22 protein-coding genes and 1 pseudogene are annotated in these 20433 nt (G+C 69.0%); 7 read left to right on the top strand and 16 right to left on the bottom strand.

The annotated features are described in order from the left end of the window. Positions 1 to 49: 49 nt before the first annotated feature. Positions 50 to 361, bottom strand: a complete 312-nt coding sequence (locus ACW5DW_RS05975; RefSeq protein WP_457017841.1) for a YciI family protein — start codon at positions 359 to 361, stop codon at positions 50 to 52. A 344-nt stretch (positions 362 to 705) separates the two neighbouring features. On the opposite strand from ACW5DW_RS05975, the gene ACW5DW_RS05970 reads away from it, so the two are divergent. The 3 genes and pseudogenes from ACW5DW_RS05970 to ACW5DW_RS05960 all read left to right on the top strand — a co-directional run bounded on the left by ACW5DW_RS05970 (position 706) and on the right by ACW5DW_RS05960 (position 4175). Next, positions 706 to 1608 carry a segregation and condensation protein A gene (locus ACW5DW_RS05970; protein ID WP_457017840.1) on the top strand — a complete coding sequence of 301 codons (903 nt, stop codon included), beginning with the start codon at positions 706 to 708 and terminating at the stop codon, positions 1606 to 1608. Between the two features lie 133 nt (positions 1609 to 1741). Next, positions 1742 to 2644: pseudogene (gene scpB / locus ACW5DW_RS05965) on the top strand (SMC-Scp complex subunit ScpB); the annotation flags it as partial. Between the two features lie 37 nt (positions 2645 to 2681). After that, positions 2682 to 4175 carry a pseudouridine synthase gene (locus ACW5DW_RS05960; protein ID WP_457017838.1) on the top strand — a complete coding sequence of 498 codons (1494 nt, stop codon included), beginning with the start codon at positions 2682 to 2684 and terminating at the stop codon, positions 4173 to 4175. A 380-nt stretch (positions 4176 to 4555) separates the two neighbouring features. On the opposite strand, the gene lolD is transcribed toward ACW5DW_RS05960, so the two are convergent. The 9 genes from lolD to ACW5DW_RS05915 all read right to left on the bottom strand — a co-directional run bounded on the left by lolD (position 4556) and on the right by ACW5DW_RS05915 (position 11332). After that, positions 4556 to 5287, bottom strand: a complete 732-nt coding sequence (gene lolD, locus ACW5DW_RS05955; RefSeq protein WP_457018418.1) for a lipoprotein-releasing ABC transporter ATP-binding protein LolD — start codon at positions 5285 to 5287, stop codon at positions 4556 to 4558. A 40-nt stretch (positions 5288 to 5327) separates the two neighbouring features. After that, on the bottom strand, positions 5328 to 6581 hold the full coding sequence (locus ACW5DW_RS05950) for a lipoprotein-releasing ABC transporter permease subunit (protein ID WP_457017837.1): 1254 nt from the start codon (positions 6579 to 6581) through the stop codon (positions 5328 to 5330). Between the two features lie 108 nt (positions 6582 to 6689). Continuing rightward, the gene (locus ACW5DW_RS05945) at positions 6690 to 7175 is read right to left on the bottom strand and encodes a hypothetical protein (RefSeq protein ID WP_457017836.1); all 486 of its coding nucleotides are present in this window, start codon (positions 7173 to 7175) and stop codon (positions 6690 to 6692) included. Continuing rightward, entirely contained in the window at positions 7123 to 7383 is a 261-nt protein-coding gene (locus tag ACW5DW_RS05940; RefSeq protein WP_457017835.1) for an FAD assembly factor SdhE, read from the bottom strand. The genes ACW5DW_RS05945 and ACW5DW_RS05940 overlap by 53 nt, the downstream gene beginning before the upstream one ends. Positions 7384 to 7528: 145 nt before the next feature. Further along, positions 7529 to 8314 carry a succinate dehydrogenase iron-sulfur subunit gene (locus ACW5DW_RS05935; protein WP_457017833.1) on the bottom strand — a complete coding sequence of 262 codons (786 nt, stop codon included), beginning with the start codon at positions 8312 to 8314 and terminating at the stop codon, positions 7529 to 7531. Between the two features lie 119 nt (positions 8315 to 8433). Then, positions 8434 to 10224, bottom strand: coding sequence for a succinate dehydrogenase flavoprotein subunit (sdhA, locus tag ACW5DW_RS05930; protein ID WP_457017832.1), 1791 nt, complete (start codon positions 10222 to 10224; stop codon positions 8434 to 8436). A 7-nt stretch (positions 10225 to 10231) separates the two neighbouring features. Beyond that, positions 10232 to 10642, bottom strand: coding sequence for a succinate dehydrogenase, hydrophobic membrane anchor protein (gene sdhD, locus ACW5DW_RS05925; RefSeq protein WP_457017831.1), 411 nt, complete (start codon positions 10640 to 10642; stop codon positions 10232 to 10234). Further along, on the bottom strand, positions 10639 to 11034 hold the full coding sequence (sdhC, locus tag ACW5DW_RS05920) for a succinate dehydrogenase, cytochrome b556 subunit (RefSeq protein WP_457017830.1): 396 nt from the start codon (positions 11032 to 11034) through the stop codon (positions 10639 to 10641). Before sdhC ends, sdhD begins: the two co-directional genes overlap by 4 nt. 79 nt (positions 11035 to 11113) lie before the next feature. After that, complete coding sequence (locus tag ACW5DW_RS05915) at positions 11114 to 11332, bottom strand: DUF1674 domain-containing protein (RefSeq protein WP_457017829.1); 219 nt, start codon at positions 11330 to 11332, stop codon at positions 11114 to 11116. Here ACW5DW_RS05915 and ygfZ point away from each other — a divergent pair. After that, complete coding sequence (ygfZ, locus tag ACW5DW_RS05910) at positions 11331 to 12197, top strand: CAF17-like 4Fe-4S cluster assembly/insertion protein YgfZ (RefSeq protein WP_457017828.1); 867 nt, start codon at positions 11331 to 11333, stop codon at positions 12195 to 12197. The two genes, ACW5DW_RS05915 and ygfZ, sit on opposite strands and share 2 nt — an antisense overlap. A gap of 10 nt (positions 12198 to 12207) precedes the next feature. On the opposite strand, the gene ACW5DW_RS05905 is transcribed toward ygfZ, so the two are convergent. The 5 genes from ACW5DW_RS05905 to ACW5DW_RS05885 all read right to left on the bottom strand — a co-directional run bounded on the left by ACW5DW_RS05905 (position 12208) and on the right by ACW5DW_RS05885 (position 17863). Continuing rightward, positions 12208 to 14481 carry a thiamine pyrophosphate-dependent enzyme gene (locus tag ACW5DW_RS05905; RefSeq protein ID WP_457017827.1) on the bottom strand — a complete coding sequence of 758 codons (2274 nt, stop codon included), beginning with the start codon at positions 14479 to 14481 and terminating at the stop codon, positions 12208 to 12210. Positions 14482 to 14529: 48 nt separating this feature from the next. Beyond that, complete coding sequence (locus ACW5DW_RS05900) at positions 14530 to 15180, bottom strand: glutathione S-transferase family protein (protein WP_457017826.1); 651 nt, start codon at positions 15178 to 15180, stop codon at positions 14530 to 14532. Next, positions 15177 to 15728: a GNAT family N-acetyltransferase gene (locus tag ACW5DW_RS05895; protein ID WP_457017825.1), complete on the bottom strand. Its 552-nt coding sequence runs from the start codon at positions 15726 to 15728 to the stop codon at positions 15177 to 15179. Before ACW5DW_RS05895 ends, ACW5DW_RS05900 begins: the two co-directional genes overlap by 4 nt. A gap of 98 nt (positions 15729 to 15826) precedes the next feature. After that, positions 15827 to 16990 carry an acyl-CoA dehydrogenase family protein gene (locus ACW5DW_RS05890; RefSeq protein WP_457017824.1) on the bottom strand — a complete coding sequence of 388 codons (1164 nt, stop codon included), beginning with the start codon at positions 16988 to 16990 and terminating at the stop codon, positions 15827 to 15829. 111 nt (positions 16991 to 17101) lie between these two features. Beyond that, positions 17102 to 17863, bottom strand: coding sequence for a glycine zipper 2TM domain-containing protein (locus ACW5DW_RS05885; protein ID WP_457017823.1), 762 nt, complete (start codon positions 17861 to 17863; stop codon positions 17102 to 17104). Positions 17864 to 18032: 169 nt separating this feature from the next. Between ACW5DW_RS05885 and ACW5DW_RS05880 the strand changes: the two genes are divergently transcribed. Both ACW5DW_RS05880 and ACW5DW_RS05875 read left to right on the top strand, forming a co-directional pair. Beyond that, positions 18033 to 18263, top strand: a complete 231-nt coding sequence (locus ACW5DW_RS05880) for a DUF6116 family protein (protein WP_457017822.1) — start codon at positions 18033 to 18035, stop codon at positions 18261 to 18263. Between the two features lie 19 nt (positions 18264 to 18282). Continuing rightward, positions 18283 to 19053 carry a TatD family hydrolase gene (locus ACW5DW_RS05875; RefSeq protein WP_457017821.1) on the top strand — a complete coding sequence of 257 codons (771 nt, stop codon included), beginning with the start codon at positions 18283 to 18285 and terminating at the stop codon, positions 19051 to 19053. A gap of 28 nt (positions 19054 to 19081) precedes the next feature. Here the strand turns inward: ACW5DW_RS05875 and ACW5DW_RS05870 are convergent, their stop codons facing one another. Continuing rightward, positions 19082 to 19882, bottom strand: a complete 801-nt coding sequence (locus tag ACW5DW_RS05870; protein ID WP_457017820.1) for a tRNA threonylcarbamoyladenosine dehydratase — start codon at positions 19880 to 19882, stop codon at positions 19082 to 19084. A gap of 67 nt (positions 19883 to 19949) precedes the next feature. On the opposite strand from ACW5DW_RS05870, the gene ACW5DW_RS05865 reads away from it, so the two are divergent. After that, a complete protein-coding gene (locus ACW5DW_RS05865; RefSeq protein ID WP_457017819.1) occupies positions 19950 to 20414 on the top strand; it encodes a hypothetical protein in 465 nt (154 codons plus the stop codon). The last annotated feature ends 19 nt before the right edge of the window (positions 20415 to 20433 follow it).

Below are 20433 nucleotides of genomic sequence, written 5' to 3'. Positions count from 1 at the left end.
ACGTTTCCAGCGAGGCGCGCATGGCACGCCGCAGCATCGCGCGCGGCGGCTACGTGGCCGGCTGCGGCAGTACCGGCCGGAACGGACGCACGTCCACCCGTACGTAGACGCCCGCCTCGACGTAGGGGTCGGCCTGCGCCCACGTGCGCGCGTCCTCGAGCGATTCGAACTCGGCGATCACGATGCTGCCGCTGAAGCCGGCCGGCCCCGGATCCTCCGCGTCGATCGCCGGGCACGGCCCGGCCAGCAGCAGCCGGCCCTCGTCGCGCAGCGCGGTCAGCCGCGCCAGGTGCCGCTCCCGCGCGGCCATGCGCCTGTCCAGCACCGCTTCGCCGTCATGTCCCTCGATCGCGTACCACATGTGCGTGCTCCAGCCTGACCGCCGCTGATTCTAGCCGCCATCATCGCTGGACAGCCCGCACGCCCTGCGCTTACCCTAGGCCCAAGGTTCCGCAGCCGAACGCCGCTCACGTCGCTCAAGGACGCATAGTCGCGACCCTTCGGCCAGACCCGACGCCCCCTTCGCAGTTTCCTGCCGGTTTCCGGCATGGCCTGCACGTGGCGCCCGGTCGCAAGACGCTTTGACCAGTGCTGGTGTTCGGACCCCTGCATGCCGGGTAGCCCGCCCGCACGTGCAGCACTTGGCCGTTCGCCGGCCTTGCACCACCCGCTACGCAAGACGGCCCGGAGGGGGCCGCACCCCGAATGAGCCAACCCGCCCAGGACAACGCCGCGCAGGCGCAAGCACATCCGCAGCAGCAGGAAATGCCGCTGGCGGTGGTGCACGGCCAGCCCGTGCTGCAGATCCCACAGGACCTGTACATCCCGCCCGATGCGCTGGAGGTGATCCTCGAGGCCTTCGAAGGCCCGCTCGACCTGCTGCTGTACCTGATCCGCCGCCAGAACGTGGACATCCTCGACATCCCGGTCGCGGAGATCACGCGCCAGTACGTCGACTACATCGGGGTGATGCAGGATCTGCGCTTCGAGCTGGCGGCCGAGTACCTGGTGATGGCCGCGATCCTGGCCGAGATCAAGTCACGGATGCTGCTGCCGCGGCCGCCCAGCGAGGAGATCGACGAGGGCGATCCGCGCGCGGACCTGGTGCGTCGGCTGCAGGAGTACGAGCGTTTCAAGCAGGCGGCGGAAGACCTGGACACCCTGCCGCGCATGGAGCGCGACACCGCACCCGCGACGGCCTTCGTGCCGGACCGGGCCGCGGTCAGGGCGCCGCCACCGGTGGAGCTGCGCGAGATGCTGCTGGCGCTGCACGATGTGCTCAAGCGCGCCGAGCTGCTCACCAGCCACGAGATCCGTCGCGACGCGCTGAGCGTGCGCCAGCGCATGGGCGAGCTGCTGGGCAAGCTGGAGGACGGCGCGTTCCACCGCTTCGAGGCGCTGTTCGACCCGAACGAGGGCCGCCCCGGCGTGGTGGTCACCTTCCTTTCGGTGCTGGAGCTGGCCAAGGAACAACTGCTGGACGTGGTGCAGGACGCCCCGCTGGCGCCGATCTACGTGAAGTCGCTCGCCGCCGGCCGCGCGGCCGACGAACCGCTGGAGTTCTCCAGCGAGTTCGACGATGAGCCGGCGGAGGGATCCGACGGCTGAGCAAGGGGCGGCCATGGCAGCTGCCCGCCGCTACGCCAACGACCCGGCCCCGGATCCGCACCATGACGCGTCGCCCGCAAGGGACGCCGCAGCAAGACCCACCCGACACACAACCACACACAACCGACAGCCGATGGATCAATCGCTCATCAACCGCATCGTCGAGGCCGCGCTGCTGGCATCCAGCCAGCCGCTGACGGTCGTCCAGCTTGCCGGGCTGTTCCCGCTCGACGAGCCGGCGCCGGACGGCAGCATCCAGTCCGCGCTCGAAGTGCTGCAGGCGCAATGCGCCGAGCGCGGCGTGGAACTGGTCGAGGTCGCCTCGGGCTGGCGCTACCAGGTCAAGGCCGACGTGCATGCATGGGTGGCCCGGCTGTGGACCGAGCGCCAGGTCAAGTACACCCGCGCCACGCTCGAAACGCTGGCGCTGATCGCCTACCGCCAGCCGATCACCCGCGGCGAGATCGAGCAGGTGCGCGGCGTGGCGACCAACAGCAACATCATCAAGGCGCTGGAGGAGCGCGAGTGGATCCGCGTGGTCGGCCATCGCGACATGCCGGGCCGGCCGGAGCTGCTGGGCACCACCAGGGCCTTCCTCGATTACTTCGGCCTCAAGCGCCTGGATGCGCTGCCGCCGCTGTCCGAACTCAAGGATTTCGGCGAGCTGGAACCGCAGTTCGAGTTCGGGGGCGAGCGCGCCGTGGGCGGGATCGCCGCGGACGGCGGTACTGAGGTCGACGGCGACATCGCGGCCAACGATTCGGATGTCGCGCAGGACGAGGCGGGCGATGAGGCCGCCGATAGACAGGCAGGCCACGAAGCCGGAAGCGAGTCCGGCGACCCGGCGGATGCGGATGAAGATGAAGGTTCCGGCGTGATTGCCGGCACCACCACCGCCGACCACATCGACACGGTCGACGACGAGCTGACGGATACCGCACCCGGCGAGACCGGGGACGACACCCTCGAATACGAACACGACACAGACACCCCCCACCACCCCGCCGGCAACGATGCCGCGGCCGAACAGCAGGACGCCCTCGCCGAAGACGGCGACAGCACCCGGAGCAGACATGAGTGAGCAACACCCCACCGGCAGCCGCAAGCTGTCGCTCAAGCGCGGCGAAGAGAAGACAGCCGAAATCACATCCCGGCTCGAGGAGCGCCTGCACAAGGTGCTGGCCCAGGCCGGACTCGGCTCACGCCGTGCGCTGGAACAGCGCATCGCCGACGGCCTGGTCAAGGTCAACGGCGAGGTCGCGCAGACCGGCATGTCGGTCAAGGGCGGCGACCGCATCGATATCGACGGCCGCCAGTTCGTTGCCAGCGCGCTGAGCGAACCGGCGCGCGTGCTGATGTACAACAAGCCCGAAGGCGAAGTCACCACGCGCGAGGACCCCGAACGCCGGCCGACTATCTTCGAATCCCTGCCTGCGCTCAAGGGCGCACGCTGGATCGCGATCGGCCGCCTCGACATCAACACCACCGGCCTGCTGCTGCTGACCACCGATGGCGAGCTCGCCAACGCGATGATGCATCCGTCCTACGAGATGGAGCGCGAATACGTGTGCCGTGTGCGTGCGCCCGAAGGCGAGGAAACGGTGTCGGACAAGATCATCGAGCGCCTCGCACGCGGCGTCACGCTGGAGGATGGCCCAGCCAAGTTCGACGAGATCAAGCGCATCGGCGGCACCGACTCGAACGAATGGTTCCAGGTGCTGCTCAAGGAAGGCCGCAACCGCGAGGTGCGCCGCCTGTGGGAGTCGCAGGGCTGCCAGGTCAGCCGCCTCAAACGCATCCGCTACGGCAAGGTCGCGCTGCCACAGACGCTGCTGCGCGGGCAATCGCTGGAATTGGCCGACGCGCCGGTCGAGGCGCTGCGCAAGGAGCTCAAGCTCGAAGAAGGTCCACCGCCGGCGCTGACCCTGCTGCCGGTGATCGGCCAGCGCAAGGCCGCCAAGTCGACCGTGCACGTGGGCGACGACCGTCGTCCCCAAGGCTACGTCAACGGACACAACACCGCCGACGAAGGGCGCGAACTACGCCGCTTCGACCACGTGCGCGAGGATCGTCGCGGCCGTGGCGGCCACAAGCCGCATGGCGGCCTGACCGTCAGCGGCGAACAGGCGGCCAAGCAGTCGCAGAAGCCGTTCAAGCCGCGCACCCAGAAAGGCGGCCCCAAGCCGCTGCCGGACGGCAACCCGGCGGCGTTTCGCAGCTGGTATGTGCCTGACGGCGTCGACACCGGCCCGGCCGGCCATCGCAACGCCGATGGCCGCGGTCCCGGCAAGCCGGGCGGGCCTGGGAGGAAGCGCGGCCCGGGCGGCGGACAGGGCCGTGCCAAGGCCGCGCATCCCTACGGACATCCGGGTGGCGCGCCGAGCTTTCCCTCCGACCACGCCTCGCCGGGCCACAACCCCAACGCGGCACGTCCGCGGGGTCCGCGCCCGGCCGGTCCGCGTCCCGGCGGCAACGCCCGGCCGAAGGGCCCGCGTCCCGCAGGTGGCGGCGGCCCTGGCAACCGCAGCGGCGGCGGCAACCGCGGTCCGCGCGGTGGCAATCGCTGAAACGACGGCCCGCGCCGACTGCGCGCGGGCGTCAGGACGGCTCTCCCGCGCGATGAGCGGGATGCGAGGGGCATCGCCGCTCGAAGGCCGGCCCGGTCGAAGGTCAGAGCCCGCCCTCCGCAGCTGTCACACGCAGCTGTCATCCCGAGAGTAGCGAGGGATCTGATCCGGCCGGGCGACTTTGGCCCGCGGAGAGATTCCTCACTTCGTTCGGAATGACATCTTCGTCCGGAATGACATCCCGGGGACCAGACGAGGGAGCGTGCCGCTCAGGGAAGTAGACGTTCGCAGCCGGCGCACGCGACTGTCGTCCCGAACGCAACGCGGGATCTGCCCTGGCGCGCCGGACGCCAGCCGGCCAAGGCAATGTTGGCGGTGCGTCAGACCTCGTCGCGTGCGACTTCCCGCAGCCTGCCTTCATGCAGCTCGACCACCCGGTCGAGCTTGCGCGCAAGGCGGCGGTCGTGGGTGACCAGCGCCAGGCTCGTGCGCTGGGCGCGGTTGAGTTCCAGCATCAGTTCGAACACGGTCGCGGCGGTGCGCTCGTCCAGGTTGCCCGTCGGCTCGTCGCCGAGCACGCAGGCCGGGCGGTTGACCAGGGCCCGCGCCACCGCCGCGCGCTGGCGTTCGCCGCCGGACAGTTCGCCGGGCTTGTGTTCGAGCCGGTGGCCAAGACCAACCGCTTCGAGCAGCTCGCGTGCACGCGCCGAGGCCACGTTCGCCGCGGTGCCGCCCAGCAGCACCGGCATCATCACGTTCTCCAGCGCGGTGAATTCCGGCAGCAGGTGGTGGAACTGGTAGACGAAGCCCAGCGCCCGGTTGCGCAGCTGGCCGCGCGCCGCGTCCGACAGCGCGCTCATCTTCTGCCCGGCCACGTACACCTCGCCGGTGGTCGGCGTGTCGAGTCCGCCCAGCAGGTGCAGCAGGGTGCTCTTGCCGGCGCCCGAGGCGCCGAGGATCGCGACCGTCTCGCCAGCGTCGACATGGAAGTCCAGCCCGTCGAACACCGGCGTGTGCATCGTGCCCTCGGCGTAGGTCTTGCCGAGCTGCTCGGCGCGGATGACGGTCGGATCGTCGGGCGTCCGCTCCGTGTCGACCGGATCCAGGACCATGCGCTCGCCATCGATTCCGGCGACGACCGGGATCTTGCGGTCACTCATAGCGCAGCGCCTCCGCCGGCGCCGTGCGCGCCGCACGCCAGGCCGGATAGATCGTGGCAAGGAAGGCCATCAGCAGGGCGACGGCCGCGATCATGACCACGTCGCCCGCCTGCAGGTCGATGGGCAGGCCGGTCACGTAGTACACGTCCTCGGGCATCAGCACCACGTCGAAGGCGCGCTCGATCGCGCGCAGGATGTGCTCGAGGTTGAAGGTCAGCACCAGCCCGCCCACCACGCCGGCCACCGTGCCGATCAGGCCGATCAGCGTGCCCTGCACGACGAACACCTGCATCACCCCGCCGGGCGTCAGCCCCAGCGTGCGCAGGATGGCGATGTCGGCGAGCTTGTCTGTCACCAGCATCACCTGCGAGCTGAGCAGGGAGAACGCGCCCATCAGGATGATCAGCGACAGCAGGATGCCGATCATGGTCTTCTCCAGCTTCAGCGCGCGGAACATGTTGGCGTTTTCCATGCTCCAGTCGCTGACCCGGTAGTAGCTGTGGTTTTCGGTCGCGAGCGCCTGGGCCAGGTCGGCCGCGACATTCCAGGCCTGGTCCATGTCGTGCAGCTTCAGGCGCACGCCGGTGACGCCGTCGCCCATGCGCATCAGCCGCTGGGCATCCTGGATGTTGACCACCGCCAGGCGCCGGTCGAAGTCCTGATAGCCCGCCTCGAAGATGCCGCTCACGGTGAAGCGCTTGAGCTGCGGCACCGCGCCCATTGGCGTGACCTGGAAGTCGGTGGTGACCACGACCTTGTCGCCGACGCGCGCGCCCAGCCACTGCGCCAGCTCCTTGCCCAGCACGATGTTGAATTCGCCCGGCGCCAGGTCCGACAGCGCGCCCTGCACCATCCATTCGGCCAAGTCGGACACCTGCGCCTCGTCCTGCGGCGAAACGCCGCGGATCGCGGCGGGCTCCTGGCGCGCGCCGCGCAGCAGCGCCTGCGCATCGATATAGGGCGCCGCGCCGGAGATGCGCGCGTCGCGCTTTGCAATCTCGATCGCATGCGGCCATCCGCTCATGGACTCGCCATCGGCGCTGACGGTGGCGTGCGCGACCATGCCGAGCATGCGGTCCTTGATCTCGCGCTGGAATCCGCTCATCACCGCCAGCGTGGTGATCAGCACCATCACGCCGATCGCGATGCCGAGGATCGAGGCCAGGGAGATGAAGGAAATGAAGCCGTTGCGGCGCTTGGCGCGCAGGTAGCGCAGGCCGATGGCGACGGGGACCGGTTTGAACATGCGACGCGGTCAGCGTGCGCACGCGCGGCAAACGCCGCGGGGCCGGGCATAGCGGGACAGTCGCGGCATGGGCGGCATCGAAGCGGTGGCTCGTCGCGGAACGGACCGCTATGGTGCCATCGAAGCCCCGCGGCTGGCATCCTGCGCGGTCGGAGCGGCCAGTCGCAGTTCACGTCGCTGCGGCGCCGGCAACGTGTCCGGCCACCAGGCACGATGCTGCCTGCGCCCCAGCGCATCGCACCAGCTGGCGAAGGCCAGCGGGCCGCGCCAGTGCAGCTGGAAGTCCACGGCCGGTTCGCCGTCCACCAGCGGCGCGGCGCCTGCGCGGAACACGAACGCATGGGGGCTGCGGCGATGCTCACGCCAGAGCAGCCAGGCGCCGTAGACCCAGGCCAACACCGCCGCAGGCCAGGCCAGCCGCGCGGACAGGTCCGAGGCCAGCAGCGCACAGCCAGCGGACGCGCCAAGCAGCATGATCGCGCCGGTCAGCCAGCGCGACGGCCACCAGTCGATCCTGGCGGCGCCGCTGCAAGCGGTGCGATCACGCGGGAGGGAGCGCGCGGATGCGGCGGACGAGCACGTCGAGTTCGGCATCGCTGGCGGCCTCATGGCCCATGAACCAGTGCCAGAGCCTATCGTCCTCGCAGTCCAGCAGGCGTAGGAAAACGCCCCGCTGGGCTTCGGAAGCCGCCGCCCATTCGCGGTCCAGCCAGCGCTCGAACAACTGGTCGAGTTCGCGCATGCCGCGACGGCAGCGCCAGCGGACGCGTTTGAACTCGGGATCTGGCGCAGCGTGATTCATTGGAGGACCGATCCCCTGGGCAGCGCGTGGGCATCGCCTGACCGGCACGCCAGGCGGCACAGAGACGCATGCTTCCTTTGTAGGAGCGGCTTCAGCCGCGACCACGGCGTCCACACCATCGCCGCGGCCGCACCGCCAGCAGTCCTCAGCCGTGTCGCGCCAGCATCAGCTGCTTGATCGAACCGATCGCCTGTGCCGGGTTCAGGCCCTTGGGGCAGGTCCGGGTGCAGTTCATGATGGTGTGGCAGCGGTAGAGCTTGAACGGATCCTCGAGGTCGTCCAGGCGCGCGCCGGTGTCCTCGTCGCGGCTGTCGACGATCCAGCGGTAGGCCTGCAGCAGTACGGCCGGGCCAAGGTAGCGCTCGCCGTTCCACCAGTAGCTCGGGCAGGCGGTGCTGCAGCAGGCACAGAGGATGCACTCGTACAGGCCGTCGAGCTTGTCGCGGTCGGCCGGCGACTGCAGGCGCTCGCGGTCCGGCGGCGGCGCGCTCTGGGTGCGCAGCCAGGGCTGGATCGATGCGTACTGCGCATAGAAGTGGGTCATGTCAGGCACCAGGTCCTTGACCACGCTCATGTGCGGCAGCGGATAGATCGGCACTTCCGACTTGGCACAGTCGCCAATCGCGCGCGTGCAGGCGAGGGTGTTGGTGCCGTCGATGTTCATCGCGCACGAACCGCAGATACCCTCGCGGCAGGAGCGACGGAACGCCAGGGTCGGGTCGACCTCGTTCTTGATCTTGATCAGCGCGTCCAGGACCATCGGCCCGCACTTGTCGAGGTCGACCTCGTAGCTGTCGGTGCGCGGGTTCTGGCCGTCGTCCGGGTTCCAGCGGTACACCTTGAAGGTGCGCACGCGGGTTGCACCGGCAGGCGCCTTGAAGTGGCGGCCCTTGCCGATCTTCGAGTTCTTCGGGAGGGTGAATTCGGCCATCTGATCAGTTCCGGAAATCGGGAGTCGCGGATCGGCAATCGTGGTTGCGGTGCGTGGTCCCCGTCACGATCACAGGCAGGCGCCTGTGATCTTTCCGGTTACCACTCCGGACCCGATCCTCAATACACACGTGCCACGGGCGGCACCACCTCGACTTCGTCGTCGAGGGTGTACATGTGCACGGGGCGGTAGTCGATGCGGGTGTTGCCCGCCTCGTCCATCCAGCACAGCGTGTGCTTGTGCCAGCTCGTGTCGTCGCGGTCCGGGAAGTCCTCGCGCGCATGCGCGCCGCGCGACTCCTTGCGGTTCTCGGCCGAGACGATGGTCACCAGTGCCTGGCCCAGCAGGTTCTGCAGCTCCAGGGTCTCGATCAGGTCGGAGTTCCAGACCAGCGAACGGTCGCTCACGCGCACGTCGGCGAAGGAGTCTCGGATCTCGCGCACCTGCTGCACGCCCTCGGCAAGCGTTTCCTGGGTGCGGAACACCGCCGCGTGGCCCTGCATCGAACGCTGCATGTTGTCGCGGATCACGGCGGTGGGCGTGTCGCCGCTGGCGTTGCGCAGGCGGTCGAGGTTGCCGATCGCCTTGTCGGTGGCGTCGCTGGCCAGGCGCTTGTGCGGCTGGCCCGGCTTGATGGTCTCGGCGCAGCGGTTGGCCACAGCGCGGCCGAACACCACCAGGTCGAGCAGCGAGTTCGAACCCAGCCGGTTGGCGCCGTGCACCGACACGCAGGCGGCCTCGCCGATGGAGTACAGGCCCGGCACGATCGCATCGGGATCGCCGTTCTTCAGCTGCACCACTTCGCCGTGGTAGTTGGTCGGCACGCCGCCCATGTTGTAGTGCACGGTCGGGATCACCGGGATCGGCTGCTTCTCTACGTCCACGCCGGCGAAGATCTTCGCGCTCTCGGCGATGCCGGGCAGCTTCTTGTGGATGTCAGCGGGGTCGAGGTGGGTCAGGTCGAGGAAGATGTGGTCCTTGTGCTCGCCGACGCCGCGACCCTCGCGGATTTCCATGGTCATCGAGCGGCTGACCACGTCGCGCGAGGCCAGGTCCTTGGCGTTGGGCGCGTAGCGCTCCATGAAGCGCTCGCCGTTGGCGTTGCGCAGGATGCCGCCTTCGCCGCGCACGCCCTCGGTGATCAGGCAGCCGGCGCCGTAGATGCCGGTGGGATGGAACTGCACGAACTCCATGTCCTGCAGGCCCAGGCCGGCGCGCAGCGCCATGCCACCACCGTCGCCGGTGCAGGTGTGCGCGGACGTCGCGGAGAAGTACGCGCGACCGTAACCACCCGTTGCCAGCACCGTGCCGTGCGCTCGGAACAGGTGCAGCGTGCCCTCGGCCATGTCCATGGCCAGCACGCCCTTGCAGGCGCCCTCCTCGTCCATGATCAGGTCGAGCGCGAAGTATTCGACGAAGAATTCCGCCTGGTGCGCCAGCGACTGCTGGTAGAGCGTATGCAGGATCGCGTGGCCGGTGCGGTCGGCCGCGGCGCAGGTGCGCTGCGCGGTGCCCTTGCCGTAGTGCGTGGTCATGCCGCCGAAGGGGCGCTGGTAGATCTTGCCCTCCTCGGTGCGCGAGAACGGCACGCCCTGGTGCTCGAGCTCGATGATCGCGGGGATGGCCTCGCGGCACATGTACTGGATGGCGTCCTGGTCGCCCAGCCAGTCCGAACCCTTGATGGTGTCGTAGAAATGGAAGCGCCAGTCGTCCTCGCCCATGTTGCCCAGCGCAGCGGAGATGCCGCCCTGCGCCGCCACGGTGTGCGAGCGGGTCGGGAAGACCTTGGTGATGCAGGCGGTCTTCAGGCCCTTGTGCGCGAGCCCGAAGGTCGCGCGCAGGCCGGCGCCGCCGGCGCCGACGACGATCATGTCGTACTGGTGTTCGGTAATGGGATAGGCGGACGTCATCGCAGGCTCACGAGGCAAAGGCGATGCGGGCGATCGCATACAGCGACGCGATGGCGCCCAGCCCGCAAAGGAAGTTGTTGAGGAAATGCGCGGTGATCTCGATCGAGCGCGTATGCACGTAGTCCTCGATCACGATCTGCAGGCCAAGCTTGGCGTGCCAGAACATGCTGACCAGGAACACCGCGAAGATGATGGTGTTCCAGGGCCGCGCGATGATGCCGCGGGCTGTTTCCAGGTCCGCGCCCACCAGGGTGACCAGCGTCCAGACAAACCAGATCGCCAGCGGCGCGAGGACGATCGCGGTGACCCGCTGCGTCCAGAAGTGATCGGTGCCGGACTTGCCCGCGCCAAGCCCACGTGCGCGCTTGAGCGGCGTGCGGAACTGCTCCGCGCGCGAAGTTTCTCCACCACCGCTCATGACGTTCCCCTCATGCCAAAGAACCAGATCAGCCCGGTGAGCACGGCGCCAACCGCGAACACCGCATAGCCCGAGGCGTAGACCTTCGGGATCTCGAAGCCCCAGCCCGCATCCCACAACAGGTGGCGGATGCCGTTGAGCAGGTGGTAGACCAGCGCGAGCGTGAAGCCGAACAGGAAGGCCAGACCCAGCGGCGAGGACCACTGGCGCGACGCGAACTCGTAGGCATCGCCACCGATGGCGATGGACATCAGCCACCACACCAGAGAAATGCCGCCCAGCGCCAGCGCGATGCCGGTGATGCGATGCAGGATCGACATCAGCGAGGTGATCTGGAAACGGTAGGTCTGCCCGAGCATGAAGGGCGACGTGGGGCGTTTGCGGTATGCCATCGCTGGCTGGTCTCCTCGCTGGCGGCGTGGCCGCGTGGCTGGATCGGGGTGACCGACCCGGCGTCGGCCCCGCAGGTAATCAGAAATCGATGCAGCGGCCGTTCTTTTCCCAGTCTCCGTACCGGGTGGGGTCGAGGCCATCGCGGCCGTTGACTTCGGATGTCCCGGGCGAAGCCGGCACCGTGGTCGGGGACGTCTCGGCAACGGGAGGTTGCGTCGCTGCCGAAGACCCGTCGGTGTCTGGTTCGCCTAAGATGTCCTGACCGTTCACGAATGAAAGTTTAGTCGCGCGCCCCATGTCCGACAAGCCAAACAACAACGCTGGCACATTTTTCGCCATTCCAGGCTGGAGCGTGGTCAGCCTCCAGGGCGTGGATGCGCGCCGTTTCGCGCAGGCGCAATTCATGGGCGACGTCGACGCGCTGGCCGACGGGCACTGGCAGTGGAACGGTTGGCTGACGCCCAAGGGCCGCGTGATTGCCCTGTTCGCGCTGCTCCGGCAGGACGCGGACAACCTGCACCTGCTGCTGGCAGATTCCGACCCGGCGGCGTTCGTGGCGGCGCTGTCGCGCTTCGTGTTCCGCAGCAAGCTGCGGATCGCGCACGAGGCGGACCTGCAGGTGAGCGGGCGCTTCGAAGCGCCGAACCTGGCCCGCGACGCCTCGTTTGCCGGCACGACCGACCCGCTGGCGCTGCAGCTGGACCTGGGCGGAGCCGGCGGCGCGCGCACCCTGGCGGTGGGCACCGCGCAGGCGCCCGAAGACACCGCGGCCGCCGCACGCTGGCGCGCCCTCGACCTCGCACACGGCCTGCCGCGGCTGGAGCCGGACCAGGTCGAACAGTGGACACCGCAACAGCTGTCGCTGGATCGCCTGCGCGCCTACAGCGTCAAAAAGGGCTGCTACCCCGGCCAGGAAATCGTGGCGCGCACACACTTCCTCGGCCAGGCCAAGCGCGGGCTGGTGCGGCTGGGTGCCGCGGCCGGCATCCCCGCTGGCGATGTCTTCACCGTCGATGCCCCGGACCGCGCTGCCGGCCGGATTGCCAGCAGCGCAGGTGCCGAGGCACTGGCCGTGCTGCCGGTGGACGCCGGCGACGGCGCATACCTGGTGGGCGGCATGGAGTGCCGGCGGCTGCCGCTGCTGGATGGACTGGCGCGCTGAGCGATCTGCGCTAGCCCGCCAGCGCGCCGGCAGCAGCCACGATCTCCGTCTCGGACGGAATCACCAGGAACGCCGCCCCGGCCAGCGGGGTGAACGTGTCGGCCCCCACCACGCGCCGCAGTGGCTTCGCGCCCAGGCCCGCCTCCACGATCGCGGTGATGATGCCCTCGCCCACGCCGGCGCTGCGCCGGCCCTCGTCGACGACCAGGATACGGGCGCAATCACGCGCATGGCGAGCGATGGCGGCTTCGTTGAGCGGCAGCAGCCAGCGCAGGTCGACCACGCGCACCTTCCAGCCGTGTGCCGCTTCGATGGCGCGAGCGGCACGCAGGCTCATCGGCACGCCGTTGCCGAAGGTGAAAACGACCAGGTCGTCAGCTTCGGCGCCGTATACGCGCTCCTCGCCGAGCGGCATGGCCTGGTGCGGCGGCGGATACGCGGTCAGCCAGCCGCCGTCGCCGGCCGCGTGCAGATCCTTGGTCATGTACAGGGCGATCGGCTCCAGGAAGGCGCAGACGCGTCCGTCCACCTTCGCCAGCGCCATCAGCGTGCGCAGCATGGTGGCCGCGTCATCGCCGCGGCTCGGACAGCCGATCACGAGCCCGGGGATGTCGCGCAGCGCGGTGATCGAGTTGTCGTTGTGGAAGTGCCCGCCAAATCCGCGCTGGTAGCCCAGCGAGGCGATGCGCATGACCATCGGGTTTCGGTACTGGCCGTTGCTGAAGAACTGCAGGCTGGCCGCCTCGCCGCGGATCTGGTCGCAGGCATTGTGGAAATAGGCCAGGTACTGGATCTCGGGCAGCGGCAACATGCCCATGTTGGCAAAGCCCTGTGCCAGGCCAAGGATGATGGTTTCGTCGAGCAGGGTGTTGAACACGCGGCGCGGGCCGAACGCCTTCTGCAGGCCCCTGGTGACCGTGTACACGCCGCCCTTCTGCGCCACGTCCTCGCCGAACAGCAGCGCTTCGGGGTATTTGGCGAACAGGTCGTGCAGCGCTGCGTTGATCTGCACCGCCAGGTGCTTGGGACCCTGCCTTTCGGGAAGCTTCGCCTCGCCACCAAACGCCTTCGCGCGGGCCTCGCCGCCGGCAATACGCGCGGCTTCGGCCTGCACCGCGTCTGGCGTGTGCGGCGCAAGCGGCGCCATCACGTCCTCCAGCGTCGACAGGCGCGGACGACGGTCGGCATCTTCGGCGGCGGCGAAACACTTCACGCGCGTGGACTCATACAGCGCGAGCACCTCGTCCTTCGACATCAGCCCTGATTCGAGCGCGATCGCAGCGGAACGCAGCAGCGGGTCGCTCGCCTCCACCGCGCACAGCTCCTCGATGCTGCGCCACTCGATCTCGAAGTCGGTGCCGGCGTGGCCCATGATCCGGGTGGTGCGCAGATGCAGGAAGGTGGGTCGCCGCGTGCGCCGGCAGTGTTCGACGGCGCGCTGCACGTCGCCGTAGCCATTGGCCAGGTCGAGGCCGTCGGCGTGGAAATAGTCGAGGTCGGGTCGATGGCGGAAGTTGCGCGCCACCCAGCCGTCCGGCGTCCTGACCGAGATGCCGATGCCATTGTCCTCGCAGACGAACAGCACCGGCGCCGGCAGTTTCTGGTAGGCCGTCCAGGCCGCCGCGTTGAACGCCGTCTGCGCGGTGGCGTGGTTGCTCGAGGCATCGCCGAAGGAGCAGATCGCGATGCTGTCGTCGGGAATCGGTAGCGCATGTCCGATGCGACGCGCCTGCTCGATCGCCACCGCAGTGCCGAAGGCCTTGGGCAGGTGCGATGCGATGGTGGACGTCTGCGGCAGCACCCACAGCGGCCTGCTGCCCCAGACCTTGTGGCGGCCGCCGCTGGCGGGGTCGTCCTTCGAGGCTGCGAACGACAGCGCCGAATCCATCACCGGATCCATGCCCGGCAGCTTGCGGAAGCGCTCGGCCATGAAGGCGCCGCTGCGGTAGTGCAGGAACGCCGGGTCGGTATGGCGCGTGAGCCGCGCGACCATCGCGTTGCCTTCGTGGCCGCTGGAACCGATGGTGTAGAAGACCTTGTCCTGCACGCGCAGCACGCGCGCCATCAGGTCGAGATGGCGGCTGGTCAGCTGCGATTCGAACAGCTCGCGGAAGCCGCGCGCATCCAGGGCGCTACCGTCGAGGACAGCCTCGCCGTCGGCCGGCTTCGCGTCGACGTGGCTGTCCCAGCCGCGCACGAACTCCTGGAAGTTGAGGTCGCAGATCTCGGCGCGGTTGAGGCCCTTCATGCGCGACGGGATGGGATTGGGAACAGTGGCGAACATGCGAAAACTCATTCCATCGCGGGCAGGCCCGCCGTCATTGCAGCGGCCTCAGCCTCTGCGGTTCGATTGCGCGATCCACTCGCTTGCCTGGGCCGACGGCGCAGGCATCGCGACAAAACCGGGCGTTGCACGCACCCGCGCCAGCCAGTCCCGCAGCGCCGGATACCCCGACAGGTCGAAACCACCATCGCCGGCCACCGCGGTATAGGCGACCAGCGCGATGTCGGCGATGCCGTAGTCCGGACCGGTGAACCACGGGTGCGCGTCCAGGTGCCGCTCCATCACCGCCAGCGCGAGGTGACCGCGCTCGCGCAGGCGCGGCAGCTCCGCGCGGCGCGGCGAGTCGGGCGGCGTCCAGCCGCAGATGAAGCGGGCCACGGCGATGCAGGGCTCGTGGCTGTACTGCTCGAAGAACATCCAGCTCAGTGCCTGCGCCCCCTGCCAGGGATCGGCCGGCAGGTAGGGCGTGCCTTCGGCCAGCCAGCACAGGATCGCGTTCGACTCGACCAGGATGCGACCGTCGTCGAGCTCCAGCATCGGCACCTTGCCGTTGGGATTCTTCGCCAGGTAATCGGGACTGCGGGTGGCACCGGCGAGGATGTCGACCTCGATCCACCGGTAGGGCCGGCCCAGTTGCTCGAGCAGCAGGCGCAGCTTGTGGCAGTTGCCCGACCAGGAGACGCCATGGACGGTGGTCATGCCGCCTTCTCCCGGTTGCGCAGCCATTGCTCGCGCGTCTGGCCCCAGATGTCGTTGGCGGCGTCCTGGTGGGGCGGCGGCAGCGCACCCGGTCCGCGCAGGCGCGAACCCAGGCGCTGCGCGACCTTCTGCGAGGCGGCGTTCTCCGGCGCGATGCAGTGGATGAAGTCGTCCCAGCCGAGGTGGGCCAGTGCCCAGTCGATGGTCGCCGGCAGGGCCTCGGTCGCGTAGCCCCTGCCCCAGGCGTCGGGATGGAGCATGTAGCCGATCTCGTTGCCCGGCCAACCGTCCGGCTTCCAGGGCCCGCCCTGGCCGAGCCAGCGGCCGCTGTCGCGGTCGATGAAGGAGAACATGCCAAAGCCCTGGATCAGCCACGCGCCCGGCTGCTGCAGGAACTTGCGCCAGGCCGCTGCCCGCGGCAAGTGGCCGCCGATCCAGCGCGCCGCATCCTCGTCGGCCAGCACCTCGGCGAAGCGGTCGAAATCGCCGGCCTGCGGCAGCCGCAGGAGCAGGCGTTCGGTTTCGATGCGGATATCCGGAAGCGACATGCCAAGGTCTCCTGGGCCCGATTGCAACATGACGAAGTCCCGCAAATGCAGCGCCAACCGCCGGATCCCGGATCATGCGTCCGGGGTGCACGCGGCGATCAGAACGCGTTGATGCCTGTCAGCTCACGCCCGACCACCAGCTGGTGGACGGTTTCCGTGCCCTCGTAGGTGATGACCGATTCCAGATTGAGCGCGTGGCGGATGGGGCAGTGCTCGGTGGTGATGCCGGCGCCGCCGAGCAGGTCGCGCGCCTCGCGCGCGATGTCGATGGCCATGCGGCAGTTGTTCCACTTGGCCAGCGACACCTGCGTGGGCTGCATCTTGCCCGCATCCTTCAGGCGCCCGAGCTGCAGGCTCAGCAACTGCGCACCGGTGATGCGCCGCGCCCAGTCGGCCATCTTGATCTGCGCGCTCTGCGTCGCCGCCACCGGGCGGCCGAATAGGATGCGTTGCTTCGAGTAGTTGAGGGCTTCATCAAGACAGGCGACCGCGGCGCCGATCGGGCCCCAGGTAATGCCGTAGCGGGCCTGGGTCAGGCAGCCCAGCGGACCCTTGAGTCCCTTGACGTTCGGCAGGCGATTGGCTTCCGGCACCCGCACGTTGTCGAAGAACAGCGCGCTGGTCACCGACGCGCGGAGGCTCATCTTGTGCTTGACCTCCTGCGCCTTGAAGCCGGCGAAATCCTTCTCCACCACAAAGCCCTGGATGCCGTCGTCGGTCTGCGCCCAGACGATGGCGATGTCGGCCAGGTTGCCGTTGGTGATCCACATCTTGGAGCCGTTGATCAGCCAGTCGTCGCCGTCGCGCTTTGCGTGCGTCTTCATATTGGCCGGGTCGGAGCCGCCGTGCGCCTCGGTCAGGCCGAAGCAGCCGATCACCTTGCCCGCCGCCATGTCGGGCAGCCAGCGTTGCTTCTGCTCCTCGGTGCCGTAGGCGAAGATCGGGTACATGCACAGCGACGACTGCACGCTGGCGAAGCTGCGCAGGCCGGAATCCCCGCGCTCGAGCTCCTGGCAGATCAGGCCGTAGCTGACGTAGTTGAGTCCGGAACCGCCGTACTCCGCCGGCAGGGTCGCGCCCAGCAGGCCCAGACTTGCAATCTCCGGGACCAGTTCGACCGGGAAGCGGCCCTGGTCGAAGCAATCGCCGATGATCGGCAGCACGCGCTCGTCGGTGAAACGGGCCACGCTGTCCTGGACCGCGCGCTCCTCGTCGCTGAGCAGGGAACGGACGTCGTACAGGTCGCAGGGGTGCAGGGCCATCGCGCGGCTCGGGGCGGGAGTAGTTTCATATTGTACGGTCGGGACCGCGCCGTGGGGCCCAACGCAAACGGGCCGGCAAATGCCGGCCCGTTCGGGTAACGCTGGCTCAGGTCAGCCGCGATCCGGGACCGCCGACCCGGCCACGCGCGCCATGACCTCGCCATCGATCACCGGCAGGCGATCGCCCGGATCGTCCTGCAGGCGCACAGTCTGCTGGCTGCCTTCGTAGCGATAGGTCACGTCGTAGGCGATGGTCCGGTCCTCGGTGCCCAGCGAGATGCGGTCGCCGGGCTTGTCGCCGGTGCGCATCGTGCCGGTGGTGCCGTCCGGGTTGCGGTAGGTCACGTTCCAGGCGACGACCTGCGAGGACTGCGAGGTGTCCTGCACGGTCCGGCACTGGCGGTCCACCCGCTCGACCACTCGGCCACCGACGTGGTTGCGGTCCACGCGGTTGCCGATCACGCCGCCCGCGGTCGCGCCCGCAGCCGTCGCCAGCTTGCGGCCGTTGCCGCCGCCCACCTGGTTGCCGACCAGTCCGCCGATCACCGCGCCGGCCACCGTGCCGCCGACATTGCCGTCGCGCTCGGGCAGGCGTTCCTGCACCACGACGTCGTTGCAGACCTGTCGCGGCGAGGACGAAGTGGTCGTCTCGCGCACCGCTTCGGAACCGATCACGGTGGCGAACAGCTCCGCCTTCTCGGTCACCGGCGTCACGCCGATGACCTCGGCATAGTCGAGTCCCCGTGCCTCTTCTTCGCCAGCGGCGCCGGCGGCTGCAGTCGGGTCCGTATCGCGGCTGTTGTGGTAGGCGCCGATGGCGACGCCGCCCACCAGCAGGGCCGCCAGTGCCACGGCCAGGGTATTGCTTTTCATGATGCTCTCCTTCGGGGTCGACGCCCACTGCATGTGCGGTCCGATTGCAGCACTACCAAGCTGAACGCGGGCTCGAAAAGTTCCGGAAGACTGACAGCGCCATGAATTCCGCCTTCAGCCCGCCGTGATAGCGTGACCCGGTCGCCACTCCCGCCGGGTGCACACCGCAATGGCCAATCCCCTGCTGCTGCCGCTGCTCAACTGGGCGCGCGGACTGCGCTACCCCACCTTGTTCAAGGTCACCGCTTTCGCGTTCGCGATCAGCGTGCTGTTGCCGTTTGACCCGATCCCCTTCATCGACGAGATCGTGCTGGGCCTGGGCACCCTGCTGCTGGCGAACTGGAAGCATCGCAAGGCGCCTCGCGAGCGTCCGATCGACGGCGACGTACGCCACCGCTGATCGGCGGCGACGCAAGCCGATGCTGCTGGCCGACAGCCATTGCCATCTGGACGCCGGCGAATTCGACGCCGACCGCGATGCGGTCATCGCCCGCGCCCGTGCCGCCGGCGTGCAGCTGCAGGTTGTGCCGGCCACCCATGCGGACGCCTGGCCCGGGCTGCGCGAGGTCTGCAGGTCGGCGCCCGGGCTGTACCCGGCCTACGGCATGCATCCGGTGTTCCTCGACCGACATCGGGCCGGCGACCTTGAGCGCCTGCGCCAATGGCTGGAGAGCGAGCGCCCGGTCGCGGTTGGCGAATGCGGGCTGGACCATTTCATCGAGGATCTGGATCGCGACGCCCAGCAGCACTGGTTCGAAGGCCAACTGCGGCTGGCGCGCGAGTACGACCTGCCGGTGATCGTGCACGCGCGACGCGCGGTGGACGCGGTGATCGCGGCGCTGCGGCGGGTTGGCGGGCTGCGCGGGGTGGTGCACAGCTACTCCGGCAGCGAGGAGCAGGCGCGGCAACTGTGGAAGCTCGGCTTCATGCTCGGCCTGGGCGGCCCGGTCACCTACGAGCGCGCGCGGCGCCTGCGGCGTCTGGCCGCGTCGATGCCGCTGGAGTACCTGCTGCTGGAAACGGATGCACCCGACCAGCCGGATGCCGACAATCGCGGCCAGCGCAACGAGCCGGCGAAGCTGGTGACCGTGCTGGACGTGATCGCGCGCCTGCGCGATGTCGATCCGGCGCAGATCGCCACGGCGACCACGGCGAACGCGCGCAGGCTGTTCGCCCTGCCGTCCACCTAGGACTCGTTCGCGCACCGAACGGTCGGGTTCAGGGCTTTGTCTGCGGCTTGAGCAGGATCTCGAGCGCCTTGCCCGCCGCGGCAAAGGCGAAGGCGCCGGTGATATGGGTGGCCGCGCCCAGGCCCGCGCCGCAGTCGAGCTTGAGCGCGGCGTCGGGTCCCGCGGCGGGACGCAGGCCGCAGACGCTGCCGTCGGGCTGCGGATACTTCACGTTCTCCAACGAGTAGATCGCCGGCACGCCGAAGTAACGGTCGCGATTCTTCGGGAAGTTGAACTCGACCCGCAGCTTCTTGCGGATCAGCGCCAGCATCGCGTCGTGCTCGGTGCGCGAGAGGTCGCGCACGCGTACCTGCGTGGCATCGGTGCGGCCGCCGGCGGCCCCCACCGTGATCACCGGCAGCTTGCGGCGCCGGCACCAGGCGATCAGTTCGACCTTGCTTCGGAAGCTGTCGCAGGCATCGACCACCAGGTCGAAGCCGCGGTCGAGCAGTTCGGCGAGATTGCCGGGCGTGAGGAACATCTGCACCGCATCGAGCGAGATCTCCGGGCTGATCGCGCGGCAGCGTGCGGCCATCGCCTCGGCCTTGTTGCGTCCGTACTCGCCGGCCAGGGCCGGCAGCTGCCGGTTGGTGTTGGACAGGCACAGGTCATCGGCATCGATCATCGTGATGTGGCCGACCGCACTGCGCGCGAGCGCCTCGACCACCCAGGACCCGACACCACCGAGACCGACGACGGCCACGCGCCGTCCGCGCAGGCGTTCGACCGCACCCCGCCCGTACAGGCGGTCGATGCCGGCAAACCGTTCGCTCCAAACCGTGTCGTCCATGGCGACAAGTCTAACGGGGCGGTGCGTGGTATCGTCGCCGGCCACGCCAAGCCACGCAGCCAACGCCATGTCAGCCACGCCGACTTCCGGGCCCAGCCCCGCACGCAAGCCGCCGTCCGCCGCTTCGCGCTACCTGTTCGTGTTCCTGCTCGGGCTGGTGATCGGCGTGGTGGTGGTGGTGATGCTGCTGCGCACGCTGGAGTCGCGCAAAACCTGGCGCGACCACTATCCCGAAGCGCTGATGCATGTACTGTCCGCGCAGACCGCACAGATGCGCGACAACGCCGTCGCCAACCGCTGCAGTCCGACCGACACCCTGCCCCACCTGCAGTCTCTGCGCAGCCTCGGCAACGATTTCGAGCGCGCCTTCCCCGAACTGCGCGACGATCAGCGCTTCGTCCAGCATGCGGCCCAGTTCCGCGGCACGCTCGACGCGGCATTGGCCGCACCGGCCGTGGGCTGCGAGGGCGTGCAGCGCGCCGCCGCCAGCATCGGCGACGCGTGCAAGGCCTGCCACCAGGACTTCCGCTGAGAGGGCGGTCGCGCACGCC

It is taken from the genome of Luteimonas sp. A482 (genome assembly GCF_054072655.1).
The sequence above is the reverse complement of the archived record's forward strand: the minus strand, read 5'-3'. Positions and strand labels throughout refer to the sequence as shown.